Origin of the sequence: Streptomyces rimosus (assembly GCF_008704655.1) — a bacterium.
Lineage (GTDB): Bacteria > Actinomycetota > Actinomycetes > Streptomycetales > Streptomycetaceae > Streptomyces > Streptomyces rimosus.
This window is the reverse complement of the sequence record NZ_CP023688.1, coordinates 5,847,058-5,873,010: the sequence shown is the minus strand read 5'-3', so window position 1 is coordinate 5,873,010 and position 25,953 is coordinate 5,847,058. Positions and strand designations below refer to the sequence as shown.

Genomic DNA, 25,953 nt, shown 5'->3' with positions numbered 1-25,953 from the left:
GTGGGGGCGCTCAGCAGCTGGGGACCGTACCGCCGGACTTCAGCGCCTTGAGCGCGTCCACCGTGCCGGAGAGCGTGCTGACGGGGACCAGCCGCATGCCCTCCGGCAGCTCGGCCTGCGCGTCCTTGCACTCCGACTTGGGGACGAGGAAGACCTTGGCACCATCGCGGCCCGCGGCCTGCGTCTTCAGGGACACCCCGCCGACCGCGCCGACCTCGCCGTCCGCGGTGATCGTTCCGGTGCCCGCGATCTTCTGCCCGCCGGTCAGGTCGCCGCCCTGGCCGTCCCCGGCCAGCTTGTCGATGATGCCCAGCGAGAACAGCAGGCCCGCGCTGGGCCCGCCGATCGTGCCCAGGTCCAGCTTGACCTTCACGTCCTTGTCGCTCTTGTGCAGATAGTTCAGGGCGGCGCGGGTGGCGACGTCCTGGGAGGAGCGCATGTCCTTCAGGTTGTGCTCCACGGCCTTCTCTGCGGTGTCGCCGACCGGGTAGACCGACTCGACCGGCATCACGGCCTGGTCCGTACGGAACCAGCCCTTGACGATGTCCGGCAGCCGCACCGTGGCGTCCGGGCCGGTCGCCACGATCGCCGCCATCCGCAGCTGGCCGCTGGTCTCCCGGGTCGGCGCGCCGCTGATCGTGATCACCTGTTTGCCCTTGTGCTTGCCGAGCACATCCGCCGTGTCGCCGGGGAAGGCGACCGAGAACGGCAGCGGAGCGAAGGCCGCGGTGGCGAGGAGCGCGAGGACGAGGGCGGTGCAGATCCCGAGGGCGCGAGTGCGAGAAGACACCCCGCCACCCTAGATGACCTGTGGCCCGGGCCGGTCACCACGGGCGCCGCCCGGGTGCTCCGCCGTACCGGATCACCGCAGCGCTTCGGACACCTCACGGGCCGCCTCGACCACCCGCGGCCCGACCCGCTCCGGCACCGTGTCGGCGAGCATCACCACGCCGACGCTGCCCTCGATGCCGCTCACCCCGAGCAGCGGGGCCGCCGCGCCGCTCGCGCCCGCCTCCAACTCGCCGTGCGTCAGGGCCAGTCCGGCATCCTCAAGATGGCCCTGGCGGGCCTTGAGTATCGCCCGCCCGGCCGCGCCCCGGTCCAGCGGATGCCGGAAACCCGCGCGGTAGGCGACGTGGTAGTCGGTCCAGGACGGCTCGACGACGGCCACGGCCAGCGCCTCGGTGCCGTCCACGAGCGTGAGGTGGGCGGTGGCGCCGATGTCCTCGGCCAGCGCGCGCAGGGCGGGCAGCGCCGCCTCCCGCACCAGCGGGTGCACCTGGCGGCCCAGGCGCAGCACGCCCAGGCCCACCCGGGCCCGGCCGCCGATGTCGCGGCGTACCAGGGCGTGCTGCTCCAGGGTGGCGAGCAGGCGGTAGACCACGGTCCGGTTGACCCCCAGTTTGGTGGACAGCTCCGTGACGGTCAGGCCGTGGTCGGTGTCGGCGAGCAGTTTGAGGACGCGCAGTCCTCGGTCGAGCGTCTGGGAGGTCTCCGCGGTCACGACGCCCCCTCCTCGGGTGAGTGGCGGCTCATGGCGCGGGGTGCGCTGCCGGTCCCGGGGCAGCGCGCGCAAAGAGGCCGCCGGCCGCATGGCACCGGCTGCGCTCCGCGGCGGCGCTGCCACGGGGCGTGTGCGTGACCGGGACAGTAGCGAGCCGGTCCGGTCAGCGGAAGAGTCCGTCCAGAATCCGGTCTTCCGTGCCCGGAATGTCCCTGAAGATCCTCGGGGCGCGGTGGGGCGCCGGGGACGCGGCCCCTTTCGGTCTGGGTCACAACACCCGCGCACCCGGCCATGGCGACACGCGTCCGGTCAGGGACACGACAGCGGGGCAGCACACGGCATCCGTGTGCTGCCCCGCCGTAAGACCGCGGCCCGGACGCCGCATCGGTGTCCGGGCCGGGTCACCTCACTTCATGCGCGTGGCCCACTCCCGTACCTTCTTGATCCGCTCGTTGAGCTGCCCGGCGGTGGCCTCCGCGCTCGGCGGGCCGCCGCACACCCGGCGCAGCTCGGTGTGGATCACGCCGTGCGGCTTGCCGCTCTGGTGGACGTACGCGCCGACCAGGGTGTTCAGCTGCTTGCGCAGCTCCAGCAGCTCCTTGTGCGTGACCACCGGGCGCCGCTCGGCGGGCAGCTCCAGCAGGTCGGCCTCCTCGGCCGGCTTCTTCTTGCTGTGCGCGATCTGCCGCGCCTGCCGCTTCTGGAGCAGCATCTGCACCTGGTCCGGCTCCAGCAGCCCGGGGATGCCGAGGTAGTCCTGCTCCTCCTCGCTGCCCGCGTGCGCCTGCATACCGAACTCGGCACCGTCGTAGAGCACCCGGTCGAAGACCGCCTCGGACTCCAGCGCCTCGAAGGAGAACTGCTCCTGCTCCCCCGTGTCCTCGTCCTGCTGCTTGTTGGCCTCGTCCATCTCCTTCTCGGACTCGGCGTACGGGTCCTCCTCGCCGTCCTTCTTCGGCTTGTCCAGGACGTGGTCGCGCTCGACCTCCATCTCGTTGGCGAAGGTGAGCAGCGAGGGCACGGTGGGCAGGAAGACGGACGCGGTCTCGCCGCGCTTGCGGGACCGTACGAAGCGGCCCACCGCCTGCGCGAAGAACAGCGGCGTGGAGATGGTCGTCGCGTACACGCCGACCGCGAGGCGCGGTACGTCGACGCCCTCGGACACCATGCGGACCGCGACCATCCACCGGTCGTCGGAGTGCGAGAAGTCGTCGATGCGCTGCGAGGCGCCGCTGTCGTCGGACAGGACGAGGGTGGCGCCCTCACCCGTTATCTCGCGGATCAGCTTGGCGTACGCGCGCGCCTGCTCCTGGTCGGAGGCGATCACCAGCGCGCCGGCGTCCGGTATCGCCTTGCGGACCTCGGTCAGCCGCTGGTCGGCGGCCTTGAGCACCTTGGGCATCCAGTCGCCGCGCGGGTCCAGCGCGGTGCGCCACGCCTGCGAGACGGCGTCCTTGGTCATCGGCTCGCCGAGGCGGGCCGCGATCTCGTCGCCGGCCTTGGTGCGCCAGCGCATGCTGCCGCTGTACGACAGGAAGATCACCGGGCGGACGACGCCGTCGCTGAGCGCGTTGCCGTAGCCGTACGTGTAGTCGGCGGCGCTGCGCCGGATGCCGTCGTCGCCCTCCTCGTACGTGACGAAGGGGATCGGGTTGGTGTCGGAGCGGAACGGCGTACCGGTCAGCGCGAGCCGCCGGGTGGCCGGCTCGAACGCCTCCAGGCACGCCTCGCCCCAGGACTTGGAGTCACCGGCGTGGTGGATCTCGTCGAGGATGACCAGCGTCTTGCGCTGCTCGATGCGGTTGCGGTGCAGCATCGGACGCACGCCGACACCCGCGTACGTGATCGCGATGCCGTGGTACTCCCGGCCGAGCGGACCCGCGCTGTACTCCGGGTCCAGCTTGATGCCTACGCGGGCGGCGGCCTCCGCCCACTGCTTCTTCAGGTGCTCTGTGGGCGCGACCACGGTCACCTGCTGCACGACATGGTGGTGCAGCAGCCAGGAGGCGAGGGTGAGCGCGAAGGTGGTCTTGCCCGCGCCGGGCGTCGCGACCGCGAGGAAGTCGCGCGGCTGCGTCTGGATGTACCGGTCCATCGCGGCCTGCTGCCAGGCGCGCAGCTTGTTGGCGGTACCCCACGGGGCCCGTCCGGGAAAGGCCGGGGACAGGTGGTGGTTGTTGGTGGCGCTGGTGGTGGTAGTCACGGTCTCCGTCGGGCTGGCTCGGCGATCGGCAACCGCGTCAGCCTAACGCTCCGCGGGGGCCGGCGGCGTGCGCGGCCCGGACACCGGTGCCGCCGTCCCGCCACCGGCGGCGGCCGTCGCGAGGCCGTCACGGGCGGGCTTCAGGCGCGTGGCCACCCACGATCCGGTGAGGGCCACGGCCGCCATGGTGACGAAGACCGCGGCGAAGGCGGCGGGCTGCCCCCCGGATGCGGCGTTGGTCACGTCCGGCGTGGCGTGCGCGTCGACCGCGCCGCCGCCGAAGGCGCTGAACAGCAGTCCGCTGATCCCGACGAAGGTGATGTTGCCGAGGGCGTCCGAGACCTGGAGCGAGGCCGAGTTGCTCCCCGCCTCCTCCGGCGGGGACAGCTTCAGCAGCAGCACGCTCCCGCTGGAAATGTTCAGCCCCATGCCGAACCCGGCCACGATCCACGCGACCGCCACGATCCATACGGGCACACCGTCGACCAGCGCCCACGGCACCACCAGGATCGCCGCCGTCATCAGCAGCATCCCGATCCCCATGATCCGCTCCCGGTACGGCTCCAGGCGCGGCCGGCTCTGGGTGTACGAGCCCAGGGCCCAGGTGAGGCCACCGCCGGTCAGCGAGAGCCCGGCCAGCGTGGTGGACAGACCGCGCTCCGTGACGAGCATCAGCGGAATGAAACTCTCGGCGGCGAGCAGCGAACCGGCCGCCAACCCCCGAATCAGAACCACAGAGGGCAGCCCGCGGGCAGCCCGGAACGTCCCCCTGGGCAGCAGCCGAACCACGGCCGGCACCAGCAGCGCGAGCCCGGCGACCGCGGGCAGCACGGCCACCCAGTCGCGCCGCTGCGCCGCGTACTGAAGGAGCCCGGCGCCCGCGGCCACCGCGAGCGCGAGCAGGATGCGGCGCCGGTCCATCCGCTCCTCCCCCTGCCGGGGCGGCAGCTTGCGCAGCGCGGGCAGCATGACCGTCAGCGGCAGCAGCACGAGTACGGGTATGGACAGAAACACCCAGCGCCAGCCCAGCTGCTCGGTGACCGTCCCGGCGACCAGCGGCCCGACGATCACCGGCAGCACCCACGCGGCGGAGAAGGCCGCGAGCACGGACGGCCGCAGCGCCTCCGGATACGCGCGCCCCACCACCACGTACAACGCGACGATCACCAGTCCGCCCCCGATCCCCTGCACCCCGCGCCCCACCACGAACAGCCACATTTCCGGCGCGCACCCGGCGACCACCAGCCCCGCCCCGAACGTGGCGATCCCGGTGAACAGGGGCACGAGCGGCCCGCTCCGGTCGCACCACTCCCCCGACAGCGCCATCGCGAACAGGCTCGCCGTGAAGTACGCGGAGAAGGCGAACGCGTACAACGCGATCCCGTCCAGGGCCTGCCCGACCGCCGGCATGGCGGTGGTCACGGCACTCGCCTCGAACGCGATGAGCGAGACGACGGAGATGATCCCGAGGGTCAGGGCGCGGTAGGTACGGCCGAGGACGCCGCCGGGGGGCGGATCGGCCGGTACGGCCGCCGGGCCCCGAGCCGGGGCCCGGCGGGGATCATCGAGGGCATCAAGCGGGTCCACGGCAGTCATGCGGTCAGCGTAAGAGGCGTAACTCAGGTGCGCCCCTGTCGCGGGACGGAGATCTTCTCGGCCCTTGGAACTAGGTGCGCCGCCCCGCGGCCACCAGGGTGCGCCGCCCCGCGGGCCCTTGGGTGTGTTGCCCCGCGGGCGCTCCCCCTAGGCTCCCGATATGGCACCGCCGCAATGCATCGACGAGAGCTGTGCCGTAGTGGCCATCGCCGCCTCCGCGGGCGGGGTGTTCGCGCTGCTGGAACTGTTCGGCTCGTTCACCTCGGGCCCTCCGGTACCGACGCTGGTGGTGCAGCACCTCAGCCCGCGGCACCGCACCGTGCTCGACACGGTCCTCCAACGGCGCACCCGGGTACCGGTCACACTGGCCCGGGACGGCGAACGGGCCGTCGCCGGCCGGGTCTACCTGGCACCCCCCGACCGCCATCTGCTCATCGAGCCGGACGGCACACTGCGGCTGGCCGACACGGCGCGCGTCAACAGGGTCAGGCCCGCGGCGGACCGGCTGTTCACCTCGCTCGCCGAGCACTATGGGCAGCGGGCCTGGGTCTTCGTGCTCAGCGGTACGGGCCGTGACGGCGCACAGGGCGCCCAGGCCGTCAAGGACCGCGGCGGCACCGTGGTGGTCCAGGACCCGGACACCGCCGAGTACCCCGGCATGCCCGAGGCCACCCTGAAGGCCGGCGCCGTGGACCACGTACTCCCCCTGCACGCCATCGAGACCATGCTCCGCTCCTTCGCCCACCCCGCCCCGGCCCCGTGAACACCACATTGCAACCTCATGGCACCCCGCCCAGAACCCTTGCCCCGCCCCCGACCCACCGGCCTATTCTCAAAACACCACACCAACACGGCCGTGTGCCCGAGCGGTTGAGGGGCCGGACTGCAAATCCGGTTACGTCGGTTCGAATCCGATCACGGCCTCGTATATGCGTGAAGGCGGTTTCGTACTCGTACGGGACCGCCTGCACGTGCGTTCGGACTCCTCTACTGCTGCGTCGACGGCTTCACCCGATGTCTCGGATGACGTCCGATTTCGATTGCCGCGCAAACCGCTACAGCCATGAACCCCAGGTCGAGGGCCTGCCGGCGCTCATCGGCCTTCTCCTGGCACACGGAGCAGCCTTCAACGGGCGACGGATCCAGGTCGAATGGTTCCGTTAGATGGACGGGTGGGCTGAGGTATCCGCCGGGTGTCATGGGGATCGCCTCCGTGTCGTAGTACCGGGGCGGCCATTTCGCGTTCGCCCCCGGTAGCCAGCCGGAGCCCGGAAGCCCCTGCCGTCCAGTCGTTTCCTACCGAATCCACGAGCAGCACTCGGCCCCCGACCTCGCGCAACACCTTGCCGACACGGCCGTTACTCCGGTCGAACACCCAGACGCCTTTTCTGTAGGTCATCTCTCACAGCCTTCGCTTCATCCCTGCTGAGGAACCTTTACGCAAAGCCAACCGCCACGGTCCGAGGAGGGATAGCGTGGGAGGGGTAGTGAAAGGCAGTGAATTTTCTTGGCCTTTACAGCCAGCCGTGCCAATCGGGCGGGAGTCGACCGTGGCGAAAGTTCCGAATGACAAGTTGGCCGACTGGCTGGAGCGCTCGGGCTGGAGCAAGCGCGCACGGGGCCGGGCCGTACAGGTGAAGGCTGCGGAACGGGGCCACCCTCACGTGTCTTCCGACACGGCCCGTTGACCGGGCGCTCACGTAGAGGCCCTCTGTGAAGCGGCGAGCGAGCAGACCTACTTGGCCGGGTGGATGGCCTATGACAATGGCGAACACGGGACGGCCCAGCGGTTTCTGATCCAGTCGCTTCGGTTGGCGGAGGAGAGCGGCAATGCTGCCCTGGGCGCCCATGTGCTCGCCGGTATGGCCGACCAAGCCACACTGGTGGGGCACCCCGCCGAGGGCCGTCGGCTGGCCCAGGCCGGGCGGCACGGGCTGGCGAAGACCATGTCGAACGCATGCCTGGCCGACCTGTGGACGCTGGAGGCGCGCGCCCTCGCCGTACTCGGTGAGCCGAAAGCCGCGGCTCATGCGATTCATGAGGCACAGACCGCGTACACCAAGGTCGACCTGGCCGATGAGCCCGAGTGGGCGGCCTTCATCGACCCCGCCTATCTCGGCGGTGAATGGGCGAACGCTTTCCGGGACATGGGGCAGCCGGGCCACGCGGAGGAGCACGCGCAATCCTCGATCCGCCACGCGGAGCGGCAGAAGCGGGCCCGTCGTGGCGCCATGTCGCAAGCCGTGGTGGCGGTGTCCCATTTGCAGCGCAACGATCTCGATGCGGCGCACGCCGCCGGCGTACGGACGCTGTACCTGGCTTCCCAGGTGAAGTCGAGCCGTTGTGTGGAGGCCGTGCAGGACATTCAGCGCCGGATGGTTTCCTTTGGGAAGAATCCGCTTGTGGCCGACTTCAATGAGCGGGCCCGCTCGCTGGTCCGCGCCGCATAGCCGTGTAGCCGTAGCCATATGGCCGCATAGCGGAAGGCGGGCCCGTACGAGTACGGGCCCGCCTTTCACGCGCGTACGCCGCGCCTACTGCTGCGCCACCGCCGCCTGCGGCCGGATCGGGAGGCGGCCTATCGGGCGGCCCGTGGCGGCGCGTACGGCGGAGGCTACCGCGGCCGGGGAGGTGACGACCGGGACGGCGCTGGCCGGTTTGGCGCCGAAGGGGGCTACTACGTCGCGTTCCTCGACCAGTTTGACGATGCGGATGTCGGGGGCGTCGAGGGCCGTGGGCATGACGTAGCCGGTGAGGTCGGGGTGGCGGATCTGGCCGCGGGTGGTGCGGAGGTTTTCCATGAGGGCCGCGCCGAGGCCCTGGGTGACTCCGGCCTCGATACGGGCGCGCAGTTGGCGGGGGTTGAGGACGCGGCCGACGTCCTGGGCGACGGTCATCTCCACGACGCGGACGGTGCCGAGTTCGATGTCGACGTCCGCGACACAGCGGATGGCGCAGAAGGCGAGGCCGACGAAGGCGTCGCCCTGGCCGGTCTCGTCCAGGGGCTCGGTCGGGTGGGGGCGGCACTGGGCGGTGGCCCAGAGTTCCTTGCCGTCGAGGGCCTCGGCGACGGTGGTGCTGAGCACGCCGTCGTACGAGGTGATCTTGCCGTCGGTGATCTGGAGGAGTTCGGTGGACATGCCGAACTTGTGGGCCAGCGGCTGGAGGAGCTGGGTGCGCACCATCTTGGCGGCGCGTTCGACGGCACCGCCGGAGACCCAGGTGTGCCGGCCGTGGCAGGCGCGCCCGGCGGACGGCTGGTCGGTGTCGACGGGGGCGACGTGCACCTCTTCGACGCCCAGGGTTTCCTGGACGATCTGCCGGGCGAGGGTGGAGAAGCCGGATCCGGTCTCGACCGCGGCGCACAGCACGGTGGCGACCGAGCCGCTGACCTTGACCGTGGCGGTGGAGACCTCGTCGGCGCCCTCCGCGCCGAGCATGTGGACCATGCCGAGCGCGTAGCCGACGCCGCGGCGCACCGCGGACGGCTCGCCCGCGCCCTCCAGGCCGCCGGGCAGCAGCCAGTCCTCCTCGGGGGTGTCCTTGGGGAGTTCGGGCAGCGGCTCGTCCTTGACGGCGCGCAGCAGTTCGGCGACCGGCGCCGGGCAGGTGACGGTCTGGCCGGTGGGCAGCAGGTCGCCGGTGGCCATCACATTGCGCAGCCGCAGCTCGGCGGGGTCCATGCCCAGCTTGGCGGCGAGCTTGTCCATCTGGCCCTCGTAGGCGGCGCACACCTGCATCGCGCCTTCGCCGCGCAGGTGCCCGGACGGCGGGTTGTTCGTGCGGACCGCCCAGCCCTCGACGAAGGCGTGCGGGACGACGTACGGGCCGCAGGCGAAGGAGACGGCGGCGGCCAGCGCCTCGGCGGAGGTGTCCGCGTACGCGCCCGCGTCCATCAGGATCTGCGCCTCGACCTTGACCAGCTTGCCTTCGGCGTCCGCGTGGTGGCGGTAGCGCAGGAGGGTGGGGTGGCGGTGGGCGTGGCCGAGGAAGGACTCCTCACGGGTGGCGGTCAGTTTGACCGGGCAGCCGGTGCGCAGGGCGAGCAGCCCGAGAGCGAGCTGCATGCCCGGGTCCTCGCGGTCCGCGGTGGCGCCGGGCACGCCGGTGACGACGACGCGGACCCGCTCCGGTTCCAGCCCGAAGCAGGCGGCGGCCAGGTCGCGGTCGGCGTGCGGGTCGGTGGAGGCGGTGTAGATCTCGACGCCGCCGTCCGGGCGCGGCACCGCGAGTCCGGCCTCGGCGCCGATCGGCGCCGGGTCCTGGCGGCCGATGCGGTACAGGCCCTCGACGATGGTCTCGCCCACCACCTCGGGGTCGCCGAAGTGCAGCGGGATGTGCCGGATCAGGTTGCCGTCCGGGTGCAGCGGCTCGGCCTCGAAGGCGAGTTGGGGGTCGGTGACCGGCTCCAGCACCTCGTACTCGACGGCGATGGCGGCCGCCGCCAGCCGGGCCGTGTCGGGATGGTCGGCGGCGACGGCGGCGATCGGCTCGCCGTGGTGGCGGACCACGTCGTGGGCGAAGACCGGGCGGTCGGGCGTGCCCCGGCCGTGCCCGGGGTCACCCGGTACGTCCGCGTGTGTGACGACGGCCCGTACGCCCGGCATCTCGGCGGCCGGCCCGGTGTCCACCGACAGGATGCGGGCGCTGGCGTGCGGGGAGCGCAGCACCGCCGCCCACAGCAGGCCCTCGGCCCATAGGTCGGAGGCGTAGGGGAAGACGCCCTCCGTCTTGGCGGGGGCGTCGGCGGACGGCAGGGAGACGCCGAGGCCGTGCGGGGGCGGCTCGGCGGGGAGGGGGACGCCCGCGGCGGGGGTGGCGGTGACGGCGCCGCCCTCGGGTGTGCCGGTCATGCGGAGCCTCCGGACTGCGGATCTGCGCCCGGGCCGTGGGGGTGCGGCCCGTGGGGGTGGTGGCCGTGGGATGCGGGGCCCTGCGGGTCGGCGGGGCCCGCCTGGTGCGGGATGCGCGGGGTGCCGGGCTCCTCGGGGGCGGCGGCCGCGGCCTCTTCGGCGGCTGCCGCGGCGTCGGCACGGTTACGGGCGACCTCGTTGACCGCGTCGAGTACGCCCCGGTAGCCCGAGCAGCGGCACAGGTTGCCGCACAGCGCCTGGCGCGTCTCCAGCTCGGTGGGCGCGTGGTTGCCTTCCAGCAGGTCGTGGACGGTCATGGCCATGCCGGGGATGCAGAAGCCGCACTGGACGGCGCCGGATTCGGCCAGGGCGCGCTGCACGTCGGAGGGCGCGCCGTTCCGGGCCAGGCCCTCGACCGTACGGACCTCGCTGCCCGCGGTGGTCGCGGCGGGCACCAGGCACGACGCCACGAGCCGCCCGTCGACCTGTACGGAGCAGGCCCCGCACTCCCCTTGCGAACAGCCGTCCTTGGCCCCGGCGAGGCCGAGGCGCTCGCGCAGCACGTACAGCAGCGACTCGCCGATCCAGGCGTCGGTGACGGGGCGGTCGGTGCCGTTGACGGTCAGGACGTAGGAGGTGTGGGGGTGTTCGTCGTGGTCGTCGTGGGTGGTGGAGAGGGGGTCGGGGGCCGGTTCGGGGGTGGGATCGGCTGCGGCCGGGTCCGCCGCCGTGGTCGACTCCTGGGCCTCCAGGGCCGGGGCGGGCCGAGAGGTCGCGTCCTGCTGAGCCGTGGGTTCGGCGGGGGCTTCCTCGGATGCTTCCGTTTCGGGTGCTTCCCCTTCGGGTGCGTCCGGGGCCGCGGCGGGCGCCTCCGGGGCCGCGGCGGGCTCCGGCGCCGCCGGGGCGTCGGATGCTGCCTCGGGGACGGTCTCGACGTCGGCCTCGACCGGTGCGGGAACGGTTGCGGGAGCGGCTTCGGGAGCGACTCCCGGGGCCACGGCCGAAGCGTCGGCGCTCGTGTCCGTACGGGGCTCATCCGCGCGGGGCTCATCCGTACCGGCCTCGCCCGTACCCGCCTCCGTACGCGCGTCAACGGGCACCTCGGTGTCCGCCTCAGCCGTGCCCGCCTCGGCATCCGCCGGGGCATCCCCCGGAGCCTCCGCCTCAACCACAGGCTCCGGCTCAGGAACCGCCTCCGGCTCCGGCTCCGCCCGCACCTCCTCGCGCGGCATCGGCGGCCACTGCGCCAGCGCGTCGGCGGGCAGCGACCAGTTGCCGCCGCCCAACGTGCCGCCGTCGTAAGGAGCTTCAGTCGCCGGGGGCACGCCGTGCGCGGGGTCGTAGCCGGGCGTCACCTGGTCCGCCGGGCGGTGCTGCTGCGGCGGCTGGTGCTGGTGCGGCTGCTGGTGTGCGGGCTGGTCGTACGGCAGGTGACCGGCGCCCGGGTGCTGGTCCGTGGTGAAGTTCCAGTGCCCGGTCGCGGCCGGGTCGGCGGGGAGGTGGCCGTGTTCGACGTGGCCGTACGCGTTCCCGTAACCGGAGGCGGGGTTGCGGTCGTCGCCGAGCAGGTACTCGCCGGACTCCTCCAGCACCTCGTCCGGGGCGGTGGGGATGGCCCACTGGCCGGTGGTGCCGCTGCCGCCGTCCGCGCCCGGCCAGGCGTCGTGCGGCGCGGCGTCCTGGCCGCCGTCGGCGTAGTGGCCGTGCGGGCCAGGGTCCGGCATGCCGTGCGCGGGCAGGCCGGTGGCCGGTGCGTCGGCGAACGGCATCGTCCACTGGCCGGTGGCCGACGGGTCGGTGGCCGCGCCCGCGGTCGGCGGCGCGAAGGAGGACGGCGGGGTGTAGCCGTGGCCGGGCGCGGCGAGCGGGTCGGCGCCGTACCCGTCGTGGCCGGGCGCGCCACCGTGGCCGTCCGGCGCGCCGGGGGCCTGGTGGGGGTCCGGGTAGGCGGGGTAGCCGTAACCGCCCGGGTACGGGCCGCTGGTGAAGCCGTCCGGGAGCTGGACGAAGGCGGTGGCCTCCTGCTCGTACTCGTTGCCCTGGGGCAGTGGCTCCCACCGCTGCCGGTCCTGCGGGCGCACCACGCGCAGCGGCTGGGTGTCCTCGGGGCTGTTGCGCCCGTCGGGACGGTCGGGGCTGTCGGCGTCGCTCACGAGAGCGCCCTCCCAAGTGCTCGGCGGGCCAGGGCAGCCACCGTACGGCGCAGGTGCAGCGCGGCGGGCGGCAGGGTCTGCGGCTCGGTGCCGTCCGGCGGCGGGGGCGGGTCGGGGATGCAGGCGGCGGCGACGTAGTCGCCGAAGGCGGCCAGCGCTTCGGGGACCAGGGTGCGTTCGCCGTCCCAGTCGATGATGGAGGCCACCCACTCCTCGGCCTCCAGGGGGCGCAGCGGCATGGCGGCCACCGCGCCGACCGCGCAGCGCACGCCGCGCCGAGCGGGGTCGAGGACGAGGGCCACCGAGGCGGTGGCGCGGCCGGGGCCGGTGCGGCCGGTGGCCTTCAGGAAGGTCTGCGGGGCGTGCAGCAGCGGTACCCGTACGTAGCCGACGAGTTCGCCGGGGCGCAGCATCTCGCGGCCGGCCAGCAGGTGGCTGACCGGGATCTCGCGGCGGGCGCCGCCGGGACCGGCGATGACCAGGTTGGCTTCGAGGGCGGCGAGCACGGGGAGGGTGTCGCCGGTGGGGGCGGAGGTGACGATGTTGCCGCCGAGGGTGCCCGCGTTGCGGACCTGTGGGGGGCCGGCCGCGCGCGCCGCGGCGGCCAGGCCCGGGATGAGGGCGGCGAAGTCGGGGCGGCCCATCCGCGCGAGGGTCAGTCCGGCGCCGAGGAGGGCGTGGCCGTCCTGGTACTGCCAGCCGCGGATCTCGCTGATCCGGCCGAGCCCGACCAGTCCGGCGGGCCGCAGCAGCCCGGAGTTGACGGCGGCCATCAGGTCCGTACCGCCCGCTACGGGCACGGCGGTGGGCATGGCGGTGAGCGCCGCCACGGCCTCGTCGAGCGAGGCCGGCAACGCCACGGATGACGAAGCCTGCGGTGCGTGCGTGGTCAACCCAGCTGCCCCTTCCCCGGTGTCCCGGCTGTTCCGCTCCGCCGTACGGTACGTGCTCACGGTCCGGACGTGGCAACTCTGGCACATCTTTGCAGGCCCGCGGCGCCAGGGCCCGTCTTCCAGGCGCGCTCGCACGGCATCGGGCGCCTCCGGCGCGTGACAAGGCCGGTGTTCGGGGCGTACGGGATGTTCGGGACGCCAAGCGGAGTGGGGCTCCGCCGTGGCCGCGGGCGCCGGCGGCCGGGGGCCGTGGAGCGTGCGGATGGGCACGCTCCGAGGGACTTACCGGACATACATCACCTTGACCGCCGTGGGTGCGTTGGGCGGGAACCACCGTCCCAGCAACCGGCCGCCCCGGCCGCCCGCATCCGCCCCGGCTCACACGTTTGGGGGCGACCCCTCGATCGGGCGTCCGAGCAACCCGGGGCGCCGCTGCCACGGGAGGGGGCCGCCGGGCGGCCGGTAGTCGACGCCGAGCGCGTCCAGGCGGGCGTAGTGGGCGGCCATCCGGCGGGTGAATCCGGCGTGGTCGCGCTCCGCGGGCGGCGGCAGCTCGGACCAGGCGACCTCGGCGAACGCGGCGAGCCGCGGGAAGACCTGGTAGTCGAGGCGCTGCGGGGTCTCCATCACCTCGGTCCAGACGTTGGCCTGGGTGCCGAGCACGTGGGCGGCCTGTTCCGGGGTCAGCTGGGGCGGTACGGGCTCGAAGCGGTAGACGTCCTCCAAGGTCCGTACGTAGCCGATCGGTACGGGCTCGTCGGGGCCGTCGTGCTGCCGGTGGTCCAGGTAGACCTGCTGTTCGGGGCACATGACCACGTCGTGGCCCGCCCGCGCCGCGGCGATGCCGCCCGCGTAGCCGCGCCAGGAGGACACCGCGGCGCCCGGCGCGAGGCCGCCCTCCAGGATCTCGTCCCAGCCGATCAGGCGGCGGCCCCGGTCGGCGAGCCAGCGGTCGAAGTGGCGGATGAACCAGCTCTGCAGTCCGTCCTCGTCGCCCACGCCGAGTTCCTTGATACGGGCCTGGGCGTACGGCGACGCGCGCCACTGGTCCTTGGGGCACTCGTCGCCGCCCATGTGCACGAAGCGGGAGGGGAAGAGGGCGAGCACCTCCTCCAGGACCCCTTCGTAGAAGCGCAGGGCGTTGTCAGTGGGCGCCAGTACATTCGGATTGACGCCCCACGTGTCCCAGACCCCGAGGGAGTTGGTGTCGATGACGTCGGTGTTGCCCAGTTCCGGGTATGCCGCGATGGCGGCCTGTGAGTGGCCCGGGATGTCGATCTCCGGGACGACGGAGATATGCCGCGCGGCGGCGTAGGCGACGATCTCGCGGATGTCGTCCTGGGTGTAGTAGCCGCCGTGCGGGCGGTCGTCCCACAGGGGTGAGGCCCGGTGGCCGAGTTTGGTGCGCTCCCGCCAGGCGCCGGTCTCGGTCAGCTTCGGATAGCGCTCGATCTCGATGCGCCAGCCCTGGTCGTCGGTGAGGTGGAGGTGCAGGACGTTGAGCTTGTGGGCGGCGAGCAGGTCGAGGTAGCGCAGCACACCGTCCTTGGGCAGGAAGTGCCGTGCGACGTCGAGCATCATGCCGCGCCAGGCGAAGCGGGGCGCGTCCTCGATGCGTACGGCCGGTACGGCCCAGCGGTGGCCGGGGCGCAGCGGCGCGCGGCGGTGCGCGGCGGGCCCGAGCAGTTGCCGCAGCGTCTGGGCGCCCCAGAAGGTGCCTGCCGCGCCGCCGCCGAGGAGGGTGACGCCGGTGTGGCCGACGGTCAGCCGGTAGCCCTCGGGGCCGAGTGCGTCGGCGGTGTCGGCGTCGACGCGCAGGCGGATGACGCCGTCGTCCGGGCCGGTCCCGGCGCTGCCGGGTGGCAGTGGCAGGCCGGTCGCGGCGCCGACGGTGCCGCGCAGCCAGGCGGCGGTGGTCTCCGTACCGGGTCCCGCGTCCAGGACGGTGGCCGGGCCGAGGAGGAACGCGCCGTTCTCCGGGCGGGTGTCGCGGGGCTGCGGTATCAGGCCGGTCGCCGCCCGGGCGGCGTCCGCCGTCACTGCGTCGTCCATGTGCTGAGCCTTCCGTCGTGGGCTTGAAGGAGAGCGGGGGTGGTGAGCACGGTCAAGGGCATCGTCAGTCCTTCACCGCACCGCCGAGTCCCGACACCAGCCTGCGCTGTACGAGCACGAAGAACACCAGCACGGGCACGGTCATCACGGTCGACGCCGCCATGATCCCGCCCCAGTCGTTCTCGTCCGGCTTGAAGAAGACCAGCAGGGCCATCGGGAGCGTGGAGTTCTCCGTCGCGCTGATGATGAAGGACTTGGCGAAGAGGAAGTCGTTCCAGGTGCTGATGAAGGAGAAGACGCTGGTGGCGACGAGGCCGGGGAAGACGAGCGGGAAGAGGATCTGCCACAGGAAGCGCGAGCGGGACGCGCCGTCCAGACAGGCGGCCTCCTCCAGCGCCTCGGGTACGGCCTTGACGAAGCCGCGCAGCATCCAGATCGCGAAGGGCAGGGAGAAGGCGAGGTGCGGCAGGATCAGTGAGCCGAGGGTGTTCAGGCCGATGCCCGGTACGGCGTCGCCGACGTCGCGCATCAGGAAGAAGAGCGGAATGGTCAGCGCCTCGACCGGCACCATCTGCGCAACCAGGAACATGATCAGCAGGGTGGTGCGGAACCGGAAGCGGAAGCGGGTGACGGCCGTCGCCGCCAGGAAGGCGATCAGCGCGGAGGCGATGACGACGACGCCCGCCACGAACAGGCTGTTGAGGAAGTACCGCCCGAAGTCCTGCTGCTGGAAGACCCGCCGGAAGGCGTCCAGCGAGGGGTGCAGGGTCCAGGGCAGCGGCTCGGTGGACTGCACCTCGCCCGCCGGTTTGAAGGCGGACAGCACCATCCAGTAGAGGGGAAAGGCCACGGCGGCGGCGATCAGCAGCGCGCCCGCCTCGGCGGCCAGCCGCCCCGGCCGCCGGATCCGCGGCGTACGGACCGTACGCACAGTTCCTTCCCGGACCGTACTCACAGTTCCTCCCCCTGTCGGCGCAGCAGGCGCAGGTAGACGAGCGTGACGGCCAGCAGGATCAGCAGCATCACGATGCCGATGGCCGAGCCCAGGCTGTACTGGGACGAGGCGAACGCCTTCTGGTAGGCGTACACGTTCAGTACGAGGTTCTGCCCGGCGATGCCGCCGCCGTTGGTCATCACATAGATCTGGGTGAAGACCTTGAAGTCCCAGATGACGGACTGGATGGTGACGACGACGAGGATCGGCCGCAGCATCGGCGCCATGACCGAGCGCCAGATGCGCCACTGTGACGCGCCGTCCAGGGCCGCGGCCTCCAGGACCTCCTCCGGAATGGCGCGGATGCCCGCGTAGACGGTGACCATCACGAACGGGAACGAGCACCACACGACTTCCAGCAGGACCAGCGCGAAGGCGCTGTAGCGTCCGTAGGTCCACGAAAAGTCGCCGAGGCCCAGCACCCGGTTGACCGGCCCGAAGTCCGGGTCGAAGAGGAAGACCCAGACGGTGGAGCCGGTGATGGCGGGGGTGGCCCAGGCGCCGAGCGCGGCCAGCATCAGGGCCAGGCGCGGCACCGCCCGTATCCGGGTGAGCAGCACTGCGAACGAGCAGCCGACCGCCAGCGTGCACACGACACAGGCCGCGGCGAACACCACCGTGGCGAGCAGCACCTGCCAGAACTGACCGTCCCCGAACAGCTCGGCGTAGTTCGCCAGCCCCTGGAAGCTGGTCGGTTCACCGCCGCTGACCTGGGCCTGGGTGTATTCGAGGAACGAGATCAGGCCGAGCTGGTAGATCGGGTAGACGAGCAGGCCACCCAGCACGACCAGCGCGGGCGCGAGATAGAGCCAGGGCGTCCAGCGGCTTCCTCGGCGGGACGGCGGCCGTACGCGGCGGGCGCCGGTGAGCGGCGTCCGGCCGCCCCCGGCGCGTGCTTCCTTGACCGTGAGCGTCACTTCTTGAACGCCTCGTCCATCTTCTTGGCCGCGTCACCGGATGCCGTGGCGACGTCCTTCCGGCCGCTGACGATCTCCTGGTACATCGTCGGCAGTACGAGCGAGGCGTCGATGGTGGCCCAGGCCGGGGAGACCGGCACGAACTTGGCGCCCGCGTCCAGCGTCCGCACGAACGGCTTGACGAACGGCTGCTTCTTCGCCGCCTCGGCCCGTACGTCGGTGTACGTCGGCAGGAAGCCCATCGCGTCGAACAGCCGCCGCTGGGTGTCCTTGCCGGCCAGCTGCTTCATCAGGTCCACGGCCAGCGTGCGGTGCGAACTGCTCTTCAGGACGCCGATGTTGTTGCCGCCCGCGAAGGCCGGGGCGATCGAGCCCTTGGTGGTGCCGGGCAGCGGCACCACCGCGTACTTGCCCTTCACCTTGCCGGCCTCCACGGCCTGGTGGCTGAAGTCGCCGCCGATCGCCATGCCCGCCTTGCCGGCGGCGAAGGCGGCGACGGTGTCGTTGCCGCCCATCTCCGCGCACTTGGCGGCGGGGCAGTTGGCGTCGCCGAAGAGGTCCGCGTACGCCTTGATCCCCGCCTGCGACTTCTCGCTGTTCACGGCGGCGGTGAAGTCCTTGCCCCGGCCGGTGGCCAGCTCGCCGCCGTGCGCCCACAGGAAGGGCAGCGCGCCGTACGTGTACGCGCCGCCGACGGCGATCCCGTACAGCTCGGGCCGCTCGGCGCGGATCTTGCGGGCGGCCGCGGCGACCTCGTCCTGCGTGGTGGGCACGGCGATGCCCAGTTCCTTGAACACATCGGTGCGGTAGTACAGCGCCCGTACGCCGACGAACAGCGGCGCGCCGTAGACCTTGCCGTCCACGGTCACCGACTGCTTGGCGGTGGGATCGGTGTCCTTGGCCTCCTGCCAGGCGCCGAACTCCTGGCTGACGTCGGCCAGTCCGCCGTCCTTCACGTACCCGGCGGTGTCGGTGTTGCCGTACTCGATCACGTCGGGGGCGCTCTTGGGGTCGTTGAAGGCGGCCTTGATGCGCTGGGCGCGGGTGTCGACCGGGATGTAGTCGACCCGGACGTCGGTGCCCCGGTGCGCGGCCTTGAAGTCGGCCACCGCCTTGCCGACGGCCGCCTCCTTGGGCTTGTTGTTGACCTCCTGGAAGAGCCAGACCCGCAGCGTGCCGGTCTTGGTGTCCTCCTTGGCACCGCCGCCGGAGGTGGGCGGGGCGCAGCCGGCGGCGGTGGCGACGGCCAGGACAAGTGCGGCCGCGCGGGCGGCTGTTCGGGCGGAGAGCTGCATTGGGGACCCCCTGAAAGGAACGTTGCAGCATGTGCAACGGGCGTTTCGCCATGCACAATCCTCAGGAGGCTAAGCGCGCCGACGCTCCCCGACAAGAGCCGATCAGGCAACGCCGCGGGCGACACGCCACCACTGGCCCACAATCGCCGCCGTTCGGTCCCGGTACGTCTATCTATGAATCAGATGTCCCTCCTCTGCTACCGCAAGCAGCACCGGGCGCCGCGCGAGAACCAGGCTCCCGGCCGCGGCCCCCGGCAGCAGCACCCAGCCGCACCCCACACAAAGGACCGACCGAAGCCATGCGCGCCAGACCCGTACGCACCGCCCTGCTGACCGTCGCCGCCCTGGGGCTGCTGCCCTTCGCGGCCACCCCCGCCGCCGCGCACCCCCAGCCGGAGACCGGCGGCCGCCAGCACATCGCCGTCCACGAGGGCACCGGCCCCTCCGGGCCCCTCCTCGCCGCCGCCCGCCTGTACTGCTTCCCGACCGGCGGCGACCACCCGGACCCGGCGGGGGCCTGCCTCAAGCTGGCCATGGCCAACGGCGACTACACCCGCGTCCCGGCGGAGCACCGCGCCTGCCCGCGGATCTACCAGCCGGTCACGGTCGTCGCCCACGGCACGTGGCACGGCAGAACGACCGCCTACCAGCACACCTATCCGAACCAGTGCGTCGCCAACGCCGAGAGCGGCGACATCTTCAACATCATCCCCTGGCGCGACTGACACGCCCCGCACCGTACGGCCGAGGCCCGGCCCCCACACGGGGACCGGGCCTCGGTACCACGGCACAACGCACGCGGCCCGCTCCTCGTACGGGAACGGGCCGGACACGCGCAGAGCGGGCGGGAGCCGCGCGGCAGGGCGCCGGCTCCGGCGGGACGGACTACTTCTTGCCGCCGTCCTTGCCGCCCTTGTCCTTGTCGCCACCGGCGCCCATGGACTCGTAGATCTCCTTGCACATGGGGCAGACCGGGTACTTCTTCGGGTCGCGGCCCGGGACCCAGACCTTGCCGCAGAGGGCGACGACGGGGGTGCCGTCGAGCGCGCTCGCCATGATCTTGTCCTTCTGGACATAGTGGGCGTAGCGCTCGTGGTCGCCGTCGCCGTGCGACGTCTGCGGCGTCGGCTCTACGAGGGTCCCCGTACCTGCCCCGCGCTCGGGCTCAAGAGTGCTCATAACCGCCAAGGGTACCGACGCGCGCGGCGTGCCGGGAGCGGCGGCCCGCCCACAGGTGGAGCACCAGTCCGAGGGCCGCGACACCACCCGCCGCCCAGGGCAGCGCGTACCCCTCGGCCCCCGCGGCCAGGGCCAGCCCGCCCAGCGCGGAGCCGACCGCGCTGCCCAGATAGAGGGCCGAATTGTTCAGGGCGAGGGCGACCGAGCCGCGGTCGTCACGCAGGGCGAGCAGCCGGTGCTGCTGCGGCACCTGGAGCGCCCAGCCCGCCGCGCCCCAGAGCACCAGGGCCGCGGCCGCGCCCGGCAGCGCGGCGGAGGCCAGCAGCGGCAGCAGGACCTGGGCCACGGCGACCGTCACCAGCACCCCGCCCACCAGGGCCGCGGCTTTCCCCGTACGGTCCACCAGCGGCCCGGCGACCAGGCTCCCCACCACGCCGCCGATCCCCCACGCCCACAAATACGGGCCGACCTCTGTCACGCCACCCGCGGAGGCCAGCACCGGCGCCAGATACGTATAGAGCCCCAGACTCGCCACCGCCGCCAGGAACGACACCCCCACGATCGGCGCCACCTCCTGGTCCGCGACGGCGGCCAGCCGGGCCCGCGCCGGCACCGGCGGATCGGCCGGCACCGGCGGCAGCAGCGCGGCCAGCCCCACCAGGGCCACCGCCCCCAACCCCGTGACCAGCCACATCGTCGACCGCCACCCCGCGTGCCCGGCCAGCAGCACCCCCACCGGCACACCGAGCACGGTCCCCGTACTCATCCCGCCCATGACCAGCGCCAGCGCCCGCCCGCGCCGCTCCCCCGGCACCAGCGCCGACGCGGCAGCCGTGGACAGCGCCGCGTAGACCCCCGCCCCGGCCCCCGCGACAACCCGCGCCGCGAGCAGCGCGCCCAACGAGGGGGCGAGAGCCGTGACCGCATTGCCCACCGTAAAAACGCCCAACGCGACCACAATGACCACCCGCGGCCGCACCCCCGCCATCAGCCCCGCGACCAACGGCGCCGCAACCGCATACGCCAAGGTGAACACCGTCACCATCTGCCCCACGAGCGACACGGACGCCCGAAGATCACCGGCAACCACGGGCAACAGCCCCGCCATCACATAAGCATCCAACCCCAGGGCAAACGCCCCCAGAGCCAACAGCCAGACTTTACCCATTGCCGTCAACTCCCCTTGCTTCCCTACTGCGGCGCATCGACCGGGGAAACGTAGGAGGGCTTCGGGGGGTGGGGGAAATGTTGGTGGGGGGTGATTTATGTCTGGGGGGAATGAGTGGTGGGAAAGGAACGGGAAAGGCCCGGTGGGCAAAGAGCGGAAAGGCCCGTGGACTCCGTGCCCCGTGCCATGGGTTCGGCCCGATGAGAGGGATCGGCATGTCGCGGACCGAAGGTGCACGGCTGTTCCGGGACGCCTGGATCGCGGGAGTGCGTCGGCATTTCCCCGGGGAGCCCAAGGCGGGCTACGTCACTCCGTGGGATGACACGCCGCAATGGGAACGCGAGGCCGCTGGGGCCGTTTACGAGCAGGTGCGCCGATTCGTCGAGGTCAGCGGCGGCCGTACGGCGAAACTGTCGCGTGAGCAGAAGAGCAGTTCGTAGCGATCTGCTGGTCGGCCCAGATGCTCAAGCACTTCGAGGACCCGAAGCCCGGCTATGTGGCCGATTGGTCCGCCCTTCCGTCCTGGCAACAGGAGACCGACGCGGACATTTTTGAAGCCATCGAGAAAGGGTCGGGCTGATCATTCGGCCGGGCCGGTACGGGAAGTACGGGCGCTCCCCTGCTGTTCGGGGAGGTACCCGCGCGGAGGCACGCATGCTCGGCGGGAGCAGATGCGGATGCGCGCGGAGCCTTGCCGGCAGAGGTGGGAAGCAGGACATGGACGAGACGGTGAACGCGGACCCGGCCCCGGTCGGTCCCCGAGGGGCGGACGGCCTCGACGGTGTCGAGCTGCGGCATCTGCGGGCCTTCATGGCCGTGGCCGAGGAGCGGAGCTTTACGTATGCCGCTGATCGGCTGCGGGTCGGGCAGCCGGCGCTGACCCGGACCGTACGGGCGCTGGAGGAGGTCCTCGCCACCCGGCTGCTGGACCGCACCACCCGGCGGGTCGAGCTGACCGACGACGGGCGTCGCCTCTATGCGGAGCTGGCGCCGCTGCTGCCCCGCCTGGCCGCCGCGCTGCGGGCGCCCGGTGGGCAGCCCCTGTTGCGGCTCGGTTTCACCTCGCTGCTGCCCGCCGCTTGCGCCGGGCTGAACGCGGCGTTCGAGGCGGCGACCGGGGCCGGGGTGCGGCTGGTGCGCCGGGACACGCCGCTGGCGGGGCTGGACACCGGCGAGTCGGACATCGCGGTGCTGCGCGGGGACGCCCCGCCGGACGCGGATGTCCGTACCCGGGTGCTGCTGTACGAACCGCGGGTCGCCGCCGTCGGCCGGCTCGGCGCGGCCGCGCCCCTGGCACGCCGCCGCGTACTGGACTGGGGCGAGCTGGCGGACCACCCGCTCGTGGTGAACACCGTCACCGGCAGCACCCGGCCCGAACTGTGGCCCGAGGAGCGGCGGCCGCGACTTGCCTGTACTGCGGACAATTTCGACGAGTGGCTGGAGGCGGTGGCCGCCGGGCACGGGGTGGGGGTGGCGCCGCAGGAGGTGGCCCACCGGCACACCCACCCGGGCATCCGCTTCGTACGCCTGAAGAACGCACCGCCGGTGACCGTCCGCTTGGCCGTGCCCGCACGCGGCGCCCACCCACTGGCGGAACGGTTCTTCGGGATGGGTGGGGAGGGGGGCGAAGGGCGGTGAGGTGGGGCGGGGCGGGGGATGCGGCCGAGGGGGTGGGGGTGAGCCGGGCCCGAGGGGGCGGGGCCGAGGGGCTGGGGCGCGGGGCCGAGGGCCGGGGCGCCGCAGGGCCTGAGTGCCGGGGCCGAGGCCAAACCGGCCCGCCTACAGGCCGTGCCGCCACATCCCCCCAGCGGGGGCTTACCCAAGGGGGGTCGCACGGAACCCCCGCCCCAGCCCGCCCGCGCGGCCCATCCGTCCACGTAGGGCCCACCCCTCCACGCACAGCCCATCAGTTCAGCGACGGATCATCCGGATACGTGGCCACCATCGCCAGCTCGTTCCGCTGGCGTCGCAGAACCGCTCGCCAGAGTTGTTCCGGGTCCGGGGAGGAGACGTCGCCCGGTTCGGATTCGACGACGTACCAGGCGCCCTCGACCAGTTCCTCCTCCAGCTGGCCGGGGCCCCAGCCCGCGTAGCCGGCAAAGATGCGCAGGCTGCCGAGCACCGTGGACAGGAGCTCCGGGGGCGCTTCCAGGTCGACCAGGCCGATCGCACCGTGGACGCGGCGCCAGCCCAGCGGCCCGTCGCCGCCCGGCGCGCTCTCCGGCGCCTCCGGGCCGCCCGGCACCACGGCCACGCCGAGGGCCGAGTCCAGGGAGACCGGGCCGCCCTGGAAGACCACGCCGGGCTCGCCGGCCAGGGACGCCCACGGTTCGAGGATGTCGCCGACACCCACGGGCGTCGGGCGGTTGAGGACCACGCCGAGGGACCCCTCCTCGTCGTGATCGAGCAGGAGCACCACCGCACGGTCGAAATTCGGGTCGGCGAGCGCCGGTGTGGCGACGAGCAGCCGGCCGGTGAGCGAGGACACCTCGGTCATGGGGACATGATCCCGCACATCGCACCGCGGCGGGGAGTCAACAGCGGTACCCGGACGAGAGCAGCGCAGGGCGTACGACGGCAGCCCCGGCGCACGGTTCCGCGCCACGGGCGGCACACCGGGACACACCCGTACGGACCATCCCGAATGTCGATTACAGAACAAAGGCGGACGGTAGCGCAGGGTGTTGTGACAAAGCCATTACATGCCCCGGACCGGCTCCGGCCTACGGGCAACCCCTCCGGCGCGCTTACCATTTCCCCTTGGCCCCCTGTCCGTCTCCAGGAACGCGAGATCCATGACCGTCTCTACCGACGACGTACTGCTTGTCCACGGCGGCACCCCGCTGGAGGGCGAGATCCGGGTTCGCGGCGCGAAGAACCTCGTGCCCAAGGCCATGGTCGCCGCCCTGCTCGGCAGCAGCCCGAGCAGACTGCGCAATGTGCCCGACATCCGCGACGTACGCGTCGTACGCGGCCTGCTGCAGCTGCACGGCGTCACGGTCCGCCCCGGCGACGAGGCGGGCGAGCTCATCCTCGACCCGTCGCACGTGGAGAGCGCCAACGTCGCGGACATCGACGCCCACGCCGGGTCCTCGCGCATCCCGATCCTCTTCTGCGGCCCGCTGCTGCACCGCCTCGGCCACGCCTTCATCCCGGGCCTGGGCGGCTGCGACATCGGCGGCCGGCCGGTCGACTTCCACTTCGACGTGCTGCGCCAGTTCGGCGCGACCATCGAGAAGCGGGCGGACGGCCAGTATCTGGAGGCCCCGCAGCGGCTGCGCGGCTGCAAGATCCGCCTGCCGTACCCGTCCGTCGGCTCGACCGAGCAGGTGCTGCTGACCGCCGTCCTGGCGGAGGGCGTCACCGAGCTGTCGAACGCGGCCGTGGAGCCGGAGATCGAGGACCTGATCTGCGTACTGCAGAAGATGGGCGCGATCATCTCCATGGACACCGACCGGACCATCCGGATCACCGGTGTCGACAAGCTGGGCGGCTACAACCACCGCGCCATCCCGGACCGCCTGGAGGCCGCCTCCTGGGCGTCCGCCGCGCTGGCCACCGAGGGCAACATCTACGTGCGCGGCGCGCAGCAGCGCTCGATGATGACCTTCCTGAACACCTACCGCAAGGTCGGCGGCGCCTTCGAGATCGACGACGAGGGCATCCGCTTCTGGCACCCGGGCGGCTCGCTGGACGCGATCGCCCTGGAGACCGACGTGCACCCCGGTTTCCAGACCGACTGGCAGCAGCCGCTGGTGGTCGCCCTGACGCAGGCGTCGGGCCTGTCCATCGTCCACGAGACGGTGTACGAGTCCCGGCTCGGCTTCACCTCGGCGCTCAACCAGATGGGCGCGCACATCCAGCTGTACCGCGAGTGCCTGGGCGGCAGCGCCTGCCGCTTCGGGCAGCGCAACTTCCTCCACTCGGCCGTGGTCTCCGGGCCGACCAAGCTGCAGGGCGCCGACCTGGTCATCCCTGACCTGCGCGGCGGCTTCTCGTACCTGATCGCCGCCCTCGCGGCGCAGGGCACGTCCCGTGTGCACGGCATCGACCTGATCAACCGGGGCTACGAGAACTTCATGGAGAAGCTCGTGAGCCTGGGGGCGCACGTGGAGCTGCCGAACGGGGCGCTCGAAGCCTGACGGGCGCGCCGGACGGCTCAGGACGCAAGGGGCGGCCACCCGAGTGGGTGGCCGCTCCTTCGTACGTCGACATAAGGGTTCACCTGTTTGCTGGAGCGAATGGTTGAAGCCGGGCCTTTCGGTCGGGTCCCGACGGCTCCCTCCGCTCCGGCGCGTTGCGGTTGCGACGGGATGCGCAGGCGGGTCAAGTGACCGGACGACCGGGCTACGGGACGGGCCGACCGTTTCGTACGAGCCGCACTCCCCGCACTCCCCCTTAACCCCTGCCCCCCTCTACGGCCCTGTAGAGCCACAGAAACGCCTACAGAGCCCCAGGCGGCGCAAGAGCCCCACAGACCCCGCTTCCGGCCCTCCTGAGGCCCGCTTCCGGCCCTCCTGGGGCCCGCCGCGGGCCCGGACACGGCAAAGGGCGGCCGTTCCCCCGAGGGGAACGGCCGCCCGCACGCCTTTGGTGACCGGGACCTTGCGGCCCCGGCGGCTTACTTGCCCTTGGCGGCTTCCTTGAGCTTGGAGCCCGCGGAGACCTTCACGCTGTAGCCGGCCGGGATCTGGATCGGGTCGCCGGTCTGCGGGTTGCGCGCGGTGCGAGCGGCACGGTGGGTGCGCTCGAAGGTCAGGAAGCCGGGGATGGTGACCTTCTCGTCGCCCTTGGCGACGACCTCGCCGACGGTCTCGGCGAGCGCGGCCAGAACGGCGTCGGCGTCCTTGCGGGTCACCTCGGCGCGGTCGGCCAGAGCGGCCACCAGCTCACTGCGGTTCATGTTTGTACTCCCGTGTTCTTCTTGCCAATGAGGCGTGAGATCGAAGCCGATGCTGCCAGGGCCCTTGGACGGTGCCCGGACCCGGGTCTGCTGACAGACCCTCGCGCCCGGGTACGCATCCTGCCCCCACCTGCGGCGGTAAAGCCAATCCGGCACCCAGGAGGGTCACACGAAAAGCGCCACTGCCTCATAGTGGTGACGTCCCGCACCGTGCCTCACCGGGCCGGCCCCGCAGGGCGGCGA

At 72.4% G+C, this 25,953-nt stretch carries 19 protein-coding genes, 1 tRNA gene and 2 pseudogenes; 7 read left to right on the top strand and 15 right to left on the bottom strand.

From position 1 onward, the window contains the following. Positions 1 to 10: 10 nt before the first annotated feature. The 4 genes from CP984_RS25430 to CP984_RS25415 all read right to left on the bottom strand — a co-directional run bounded on the left by CP984_RS25430 (position 11) and on the right by CP984_RS25415 (position 5,303). Complete coding sequence (locus CP984_RS25430) at positions 11 to 790, bottom strand: S16 family serine protease (protein WP_003985664.1); 780 nt, start codon at positions 788 to 790, stop codon at positions 11 to 13. A gap of 72 nt (positions 791 to 862) precedes the next feature. Continuing rightward, on the bottom strand, positions 863 to 1,504 hold the full coding sequence (locus CP984_RS25425; RefSeq protein WP_003985665.1) for an IclR family transcriptional regulator: 642 nt from the start codon (positions 1,502 to 1,504) through the stop codon (positions 863 to 865). Positions 1,505 to 1,910: 406 nt separating this feature from the next. Next, positions 1,911 to 3,707 carry a DEAD/DEAH box helicase gene (locus CP984_RS25420; protein ID WP_003985666.1) on the bottom strand — a complete coding sequence of 599 codons (1,797 nt, stop codon included), beginning with the start codon at positions 3,705 to 3,707 and terminating at the stop codon, positions 1,911 to 1,913. A 42-nt stretch (positions 3,708 to 3,749) separates the two neighbouring features. Next, positions 3,750 to 5,303, bottom strand: a complete 1,554-nt coding sequence (locus CP984_RS25415; protein ID WP_031019972.1) for an MFS transporter — start codon at positions 5,301 to 5,303, stop codon at positions 3,750 to 3,752. 160 nt (positions 5,304 to 5,463) lie between these two features. Between CP984_RS25415 and CP984_RS25410 the strand changes: the two genes are divergently transcribed. The 3 genes and pseudogenes from CP984_RS25410 to CP984_RS25395 form a co-directional block, all read left to right on the top strand. Next, positions 5,464 to 6,066, top strand: a complete 603-nt coding sequence (locus tag CP984_RS25410) for a chemotaxis protein CheB (protein WP_031019976.1) — start codon at positions 5,464 to 5,466, stop codon at positions 6,064 to 6,066. 89 nt (positions 6,067 to 6,155) lie between these two features. Beyond that, a tRNA-Cys gene (locus CP984_RS25405) sits at positions 6,156 to 6,227 on the top strand. Between the two features lie 782 nt (positions 6,228 to 7,009). Beyond that, a pseudogene (locus CP984_RS25395) lies at positions 7,010 to 7,753 on the top strand (transcriptional regulator); the annotation flags it as partial. 84 nt (positions 7,754 to 7,837) lie between these two features. Here the strand turns inward: CP984_RS25395 and CP984_RS25390 are convergent. The 7 genes from CP984_RS25390 to CP984_RS25360 all read right to left on the bottom strand — a co-directional run bounded on the left by CP984_RS25390 (position 7,838) and on the right by CP984_RS25360 (position 18,460). Beyond that, positions 7,838 to 10,156, bottom strand: coding sequence for a xanthine dehydrogenase family protein molybdopterin-binding subunit (locus CP984_RS25390; RefSeq protein ID WP_003985670.1), 2,319 nt, complete (start codon positions 10,154 to 10,156; stop codon positions 7,838 to 7,840). After that, positions 10,153 to 12,309: a 2Fe-2S iron-sulfur cluster-binding protein gene (locus CP984_RS25385; protein WP_226048698.1), complete on the bottom strand. Its 2,157-nt coding sequence runs from the start codon at positions 12,307 to 12,309 to the stop codon at positions 10,153 to 10,155. Before CP984_RS25385 ends, CP984_RS25390 begins: the two co-directional genes overlap by 4 nt. Beyond that, positions 12,306 to 13,202: an FAD binding domain-containing protein gene (locus tag CP984_RS25380; protein ID WP_030184521.1), complete on the bottom strand. Its 897-nt coding sequence runs from the start codon at positions 13,200 to 13,202 to the stop codon at positions 12,306 to 12,308. Before CP984_RS25380 ends, CP984_RS25385 begins: the two co-directional genes overlap by 4 nt. A 378-nt stretch (positions 13,203 to 13,580) precedes the next feature. Continuing rightward, a complete protein-coding gene (locus CP984_RS25375) occupies positions 13,581 to 15,254 on the bottom strand; it encodes a beta-N-acetylhexosaminidase (RefSeq protein WP_004571943.1) in 1,674 nt (557 codons plus the stop codon). 64 nt (positions 15,255 to 15,318) lie between these two features. Next, positions 15,319 to 16,209 carry a carbohydrate ABC transporter permease gene (locus tag CP984_RS25370; protein WP_176564550.1) on the bottom strand — a complete coding sequence of 297 codons (891 nt, stop codon included), beginning with the start codon at positions 16,207 to 16,209 and terminating at the stop codon, positions 15,319 to 15,321. Beyond that, positions 16,206 to 17,165, bottom strand: a complete 960-nt coding sequence (locus CP984_RS25365) for a carbohydrate ABC transporter permease (protein WP_004571945.1) — start codon at positions 17,163 to 17,165, stop codon at positions 16,206 to 16,208. Before CP984_RS25365 ends, CP984_RS25370 begins: the two co-directional genes overlap by 4 nt. Beyond that, on the bottom strand, positions 17,162 to 18,460 hold the full coding sequence (locus tag CP984_RS25360; RefSeq protein WP_004571946.1) for an extracellular solute-binding protein: 1,299 nt from the start codon (positions 18,458 to 18,460) through the stop codon (positions 17,162 to 17,164). Before CP984_RS25360 ends, CP984_RS25365 begins: the two co-directional genes overlap by 4 nt. Before the next feature lie 299 nt (positions 18,461 to 18,759). On the opposite strand from CP984_RS25360, the gene CP984_RS41445 reads away from it, so the two are divergent. Next, positions 18,760 to 19,185 carry an SSI family serine proteinase inhibitor gene (locus CP984_RS41445; protein WP_004571947.1) on the top strand — a complete coding sequence of 142 codons (426 nt, stop codon included), beginning with the start codon at positions 18,760 to 18,762 and terminating at the stop codon, positions 19,183 to 19,185. Positions 19,186 to 19,345: 160 nt separating this feature from the next. On the opposite strand, the gene CP984_RS25350 is transcribed toward CP984_RS41445, so the two are convergent. Both CP984_RS25350 and CP984_RS25345 read right to left on the bottom strand, forming a co-directional pair. Then, positions 19,346 to 19,639 (bottom strand): DUF3039 domain-containing protein, encoded by a 294-nt coding sequence (locus CP984_RS25350; protein WP_030184509.1) that lies wholly within the window; start codon positions 19,637 to 19,639, stop codon positions 19,346 to 19,348. Next, positions 19,626 to 20,807 (bottom strand): MFS transporter, encoded by a 1,182-nt coding sequence (locus tag CP984_RS25345; RefSeq protein ID WP_004571949.1) that lies wholly within the window; start codon positions 20,805 to 20,807, stop codon positions 19,626 to 19,628. Before CP984_RS25345 ends, CP984_RS25350 begins: the two co-directional genes overlap by 14 nt. Before the next feature lie 215 nt (positions 20,808 to 21,022). On the opposite strand from CP984_RS25345, the pseudogene CP984_RS25340 reads away from it, so the two are divergent. Then, a pseudogene (locus tag CP984_RS25340) lies at positions 21,023 to 21,387 on the top strand (hypothetical protein). 137 nt (positions 21,388 to 21,524) lie between these two features. Continuing rightward, positions 21,525 to 22,445, top strand: coding sequence for a LysR family transcriptional regulator (locus tag CP984_RS25335; RefSeq protein WP_004571950.1), 921 nt, complete (start codon positions 21,525 to 21,527; stop codon positions 22,443 to 22,445). A 268-nt stretch (positions 22,446 to 22,713) separates the two neighbouring features. Here CP984_RS25335 and CP984_RS25330 read toward each other — a convergent pair whose 3' ends face one another. Further along, a complete protein-coding gene (locus tag CP984_RS25330; RefSeq protein ID WP_004571951.1) occupies positions 22,714 to 23,304 on the bottom strand; it encodes a YqgE/AlgH family protein in 591 nt (196 codons plus the stop codon). Between the two features lie 298 nt (positions 23,305 to 23,602). On the opposite strand from CP984_RS25330, the gene murA reads away from it, so the two are divergent. Continuing rightward, on the top strand, positions 23,603 to 24,949 hold the full coding sequence (gene murA / locus CP984_RS25325; RefSeq protein WP_004571952.1) for a UDP-N-acetylglucosamine 1-carboxyvinyltransferase: 1,347 nt from the start codon (positions 23,603 to 23,605) through the stop codon (positions 24,947 to 24,949). Positions 24,950 to 25,428: 479 nt separating this feature from the next. Here murA and CP984_RS25320 read toward each other — a convergent pair whose 3' ends face one another. Next, entirely contained in the window at positions 25,429 to 25,710 is a 282-nt protein-coding gene (locus CP984_RS25320) for an HU family DNA-binding protein (protein ID WP_004571953.1), read from the bottom strand. Positions 25,711 to 25,953 lie beyond the last annotated feature (243 nt).

What these genes read in the sequence shown, in the direction of transcription:
- CP984_RS25375 (WP_004571943.1), bottom strand. Translation starts at nt 15,254, where the DNA reads ATGGACGACGCAGTGACGGCGGACGCCGCCCGGGCGGCGACCGGCCTG.
- CP984_RS41445 (WP_004571947.1), top strand. Translation starts at nt 18,760, where the DNA reads ATGCGCGCCAGACCCGTACGCACCGCCCTGCTGACCGTCGCCGCCCTG.
- CP984_RS25390 (WP_003985670.1), bottom strand. Translation starts at nt 10,156, where the DNA reads ATGACCGGCACACCCGAGGGCGGCGCCGTCACCGCCACCCCCGCCGCG.
- CP984_RS25335 (WP_004571950.1), top strand. Translation starts at nt 21,525, where the DNA reads ATGGACGAGACGGTGAACGCGGACCCGGCCCCGGTCGGTCCCCGAGGG.
- CP984_RS25345 (WP_004571949.1), bottom strand. Translation starts at nt 20,807, where the DNA reads ATGGGTAAAGTCTGGCTGTTGGCTCTGGGGGCGTTTGCCCTGGGGTTG.
- CP984_RS25320 (WP_004571953.1), bottom strand. Translation starts at nt 25,710, where the DNA reads ATGAACCGCAGTGAGCTGGTGGCCGCTCTGGCCGACCGCGCCGAGGTG.
- murA (WP_004571952.1), top strand. Translation starts at nt 23,603, where the DNA reads ATGACCGTCTCTACCGACGACGTACTGCTTGTCCACGGCGGCACCCCG.
- CP984_RS25350 (WP_030184509.1), bottom strand. Translation starts at nt 19,639, where the DNA reads ATGAGCACTCTTGAGCCCGAGCGCGGGGCAGGTACGGGGACCCTCGTA.
- CP984_RS25415 (WP_031019972.1), bottom strand. Translation starts at nt 5,303, where the DNA reads ATGACTGCCGTGGACCCGCTTGATGCCCTCGATGATCCCCGCCGGGCC.
- CP984_RS25360 (WP_004571946.1), bottom strand. Translation starts at nt 18,460, where the DNA reads ATGCAGCTCTCCGCCCGAACAGCCGCCCGCGCGGCCGCACTTGTCCTG.
- CP984_RS25410 (WP_031019976.1), top strand. Translation starts at nt 5,464, where the DNA reads ATGGCACCGCCGCAATGCATCGACGAGAGCTGTGCCGTAGTGGCCATC.
- CP984_RS25330 (WP_004571951.1), bottom strand. Translation starts at nt 23,304, where the DNA reads ATGACCGAGGTGTCCTCGCTCACCGGCCGGCTGCTCGTCGCCACACCG.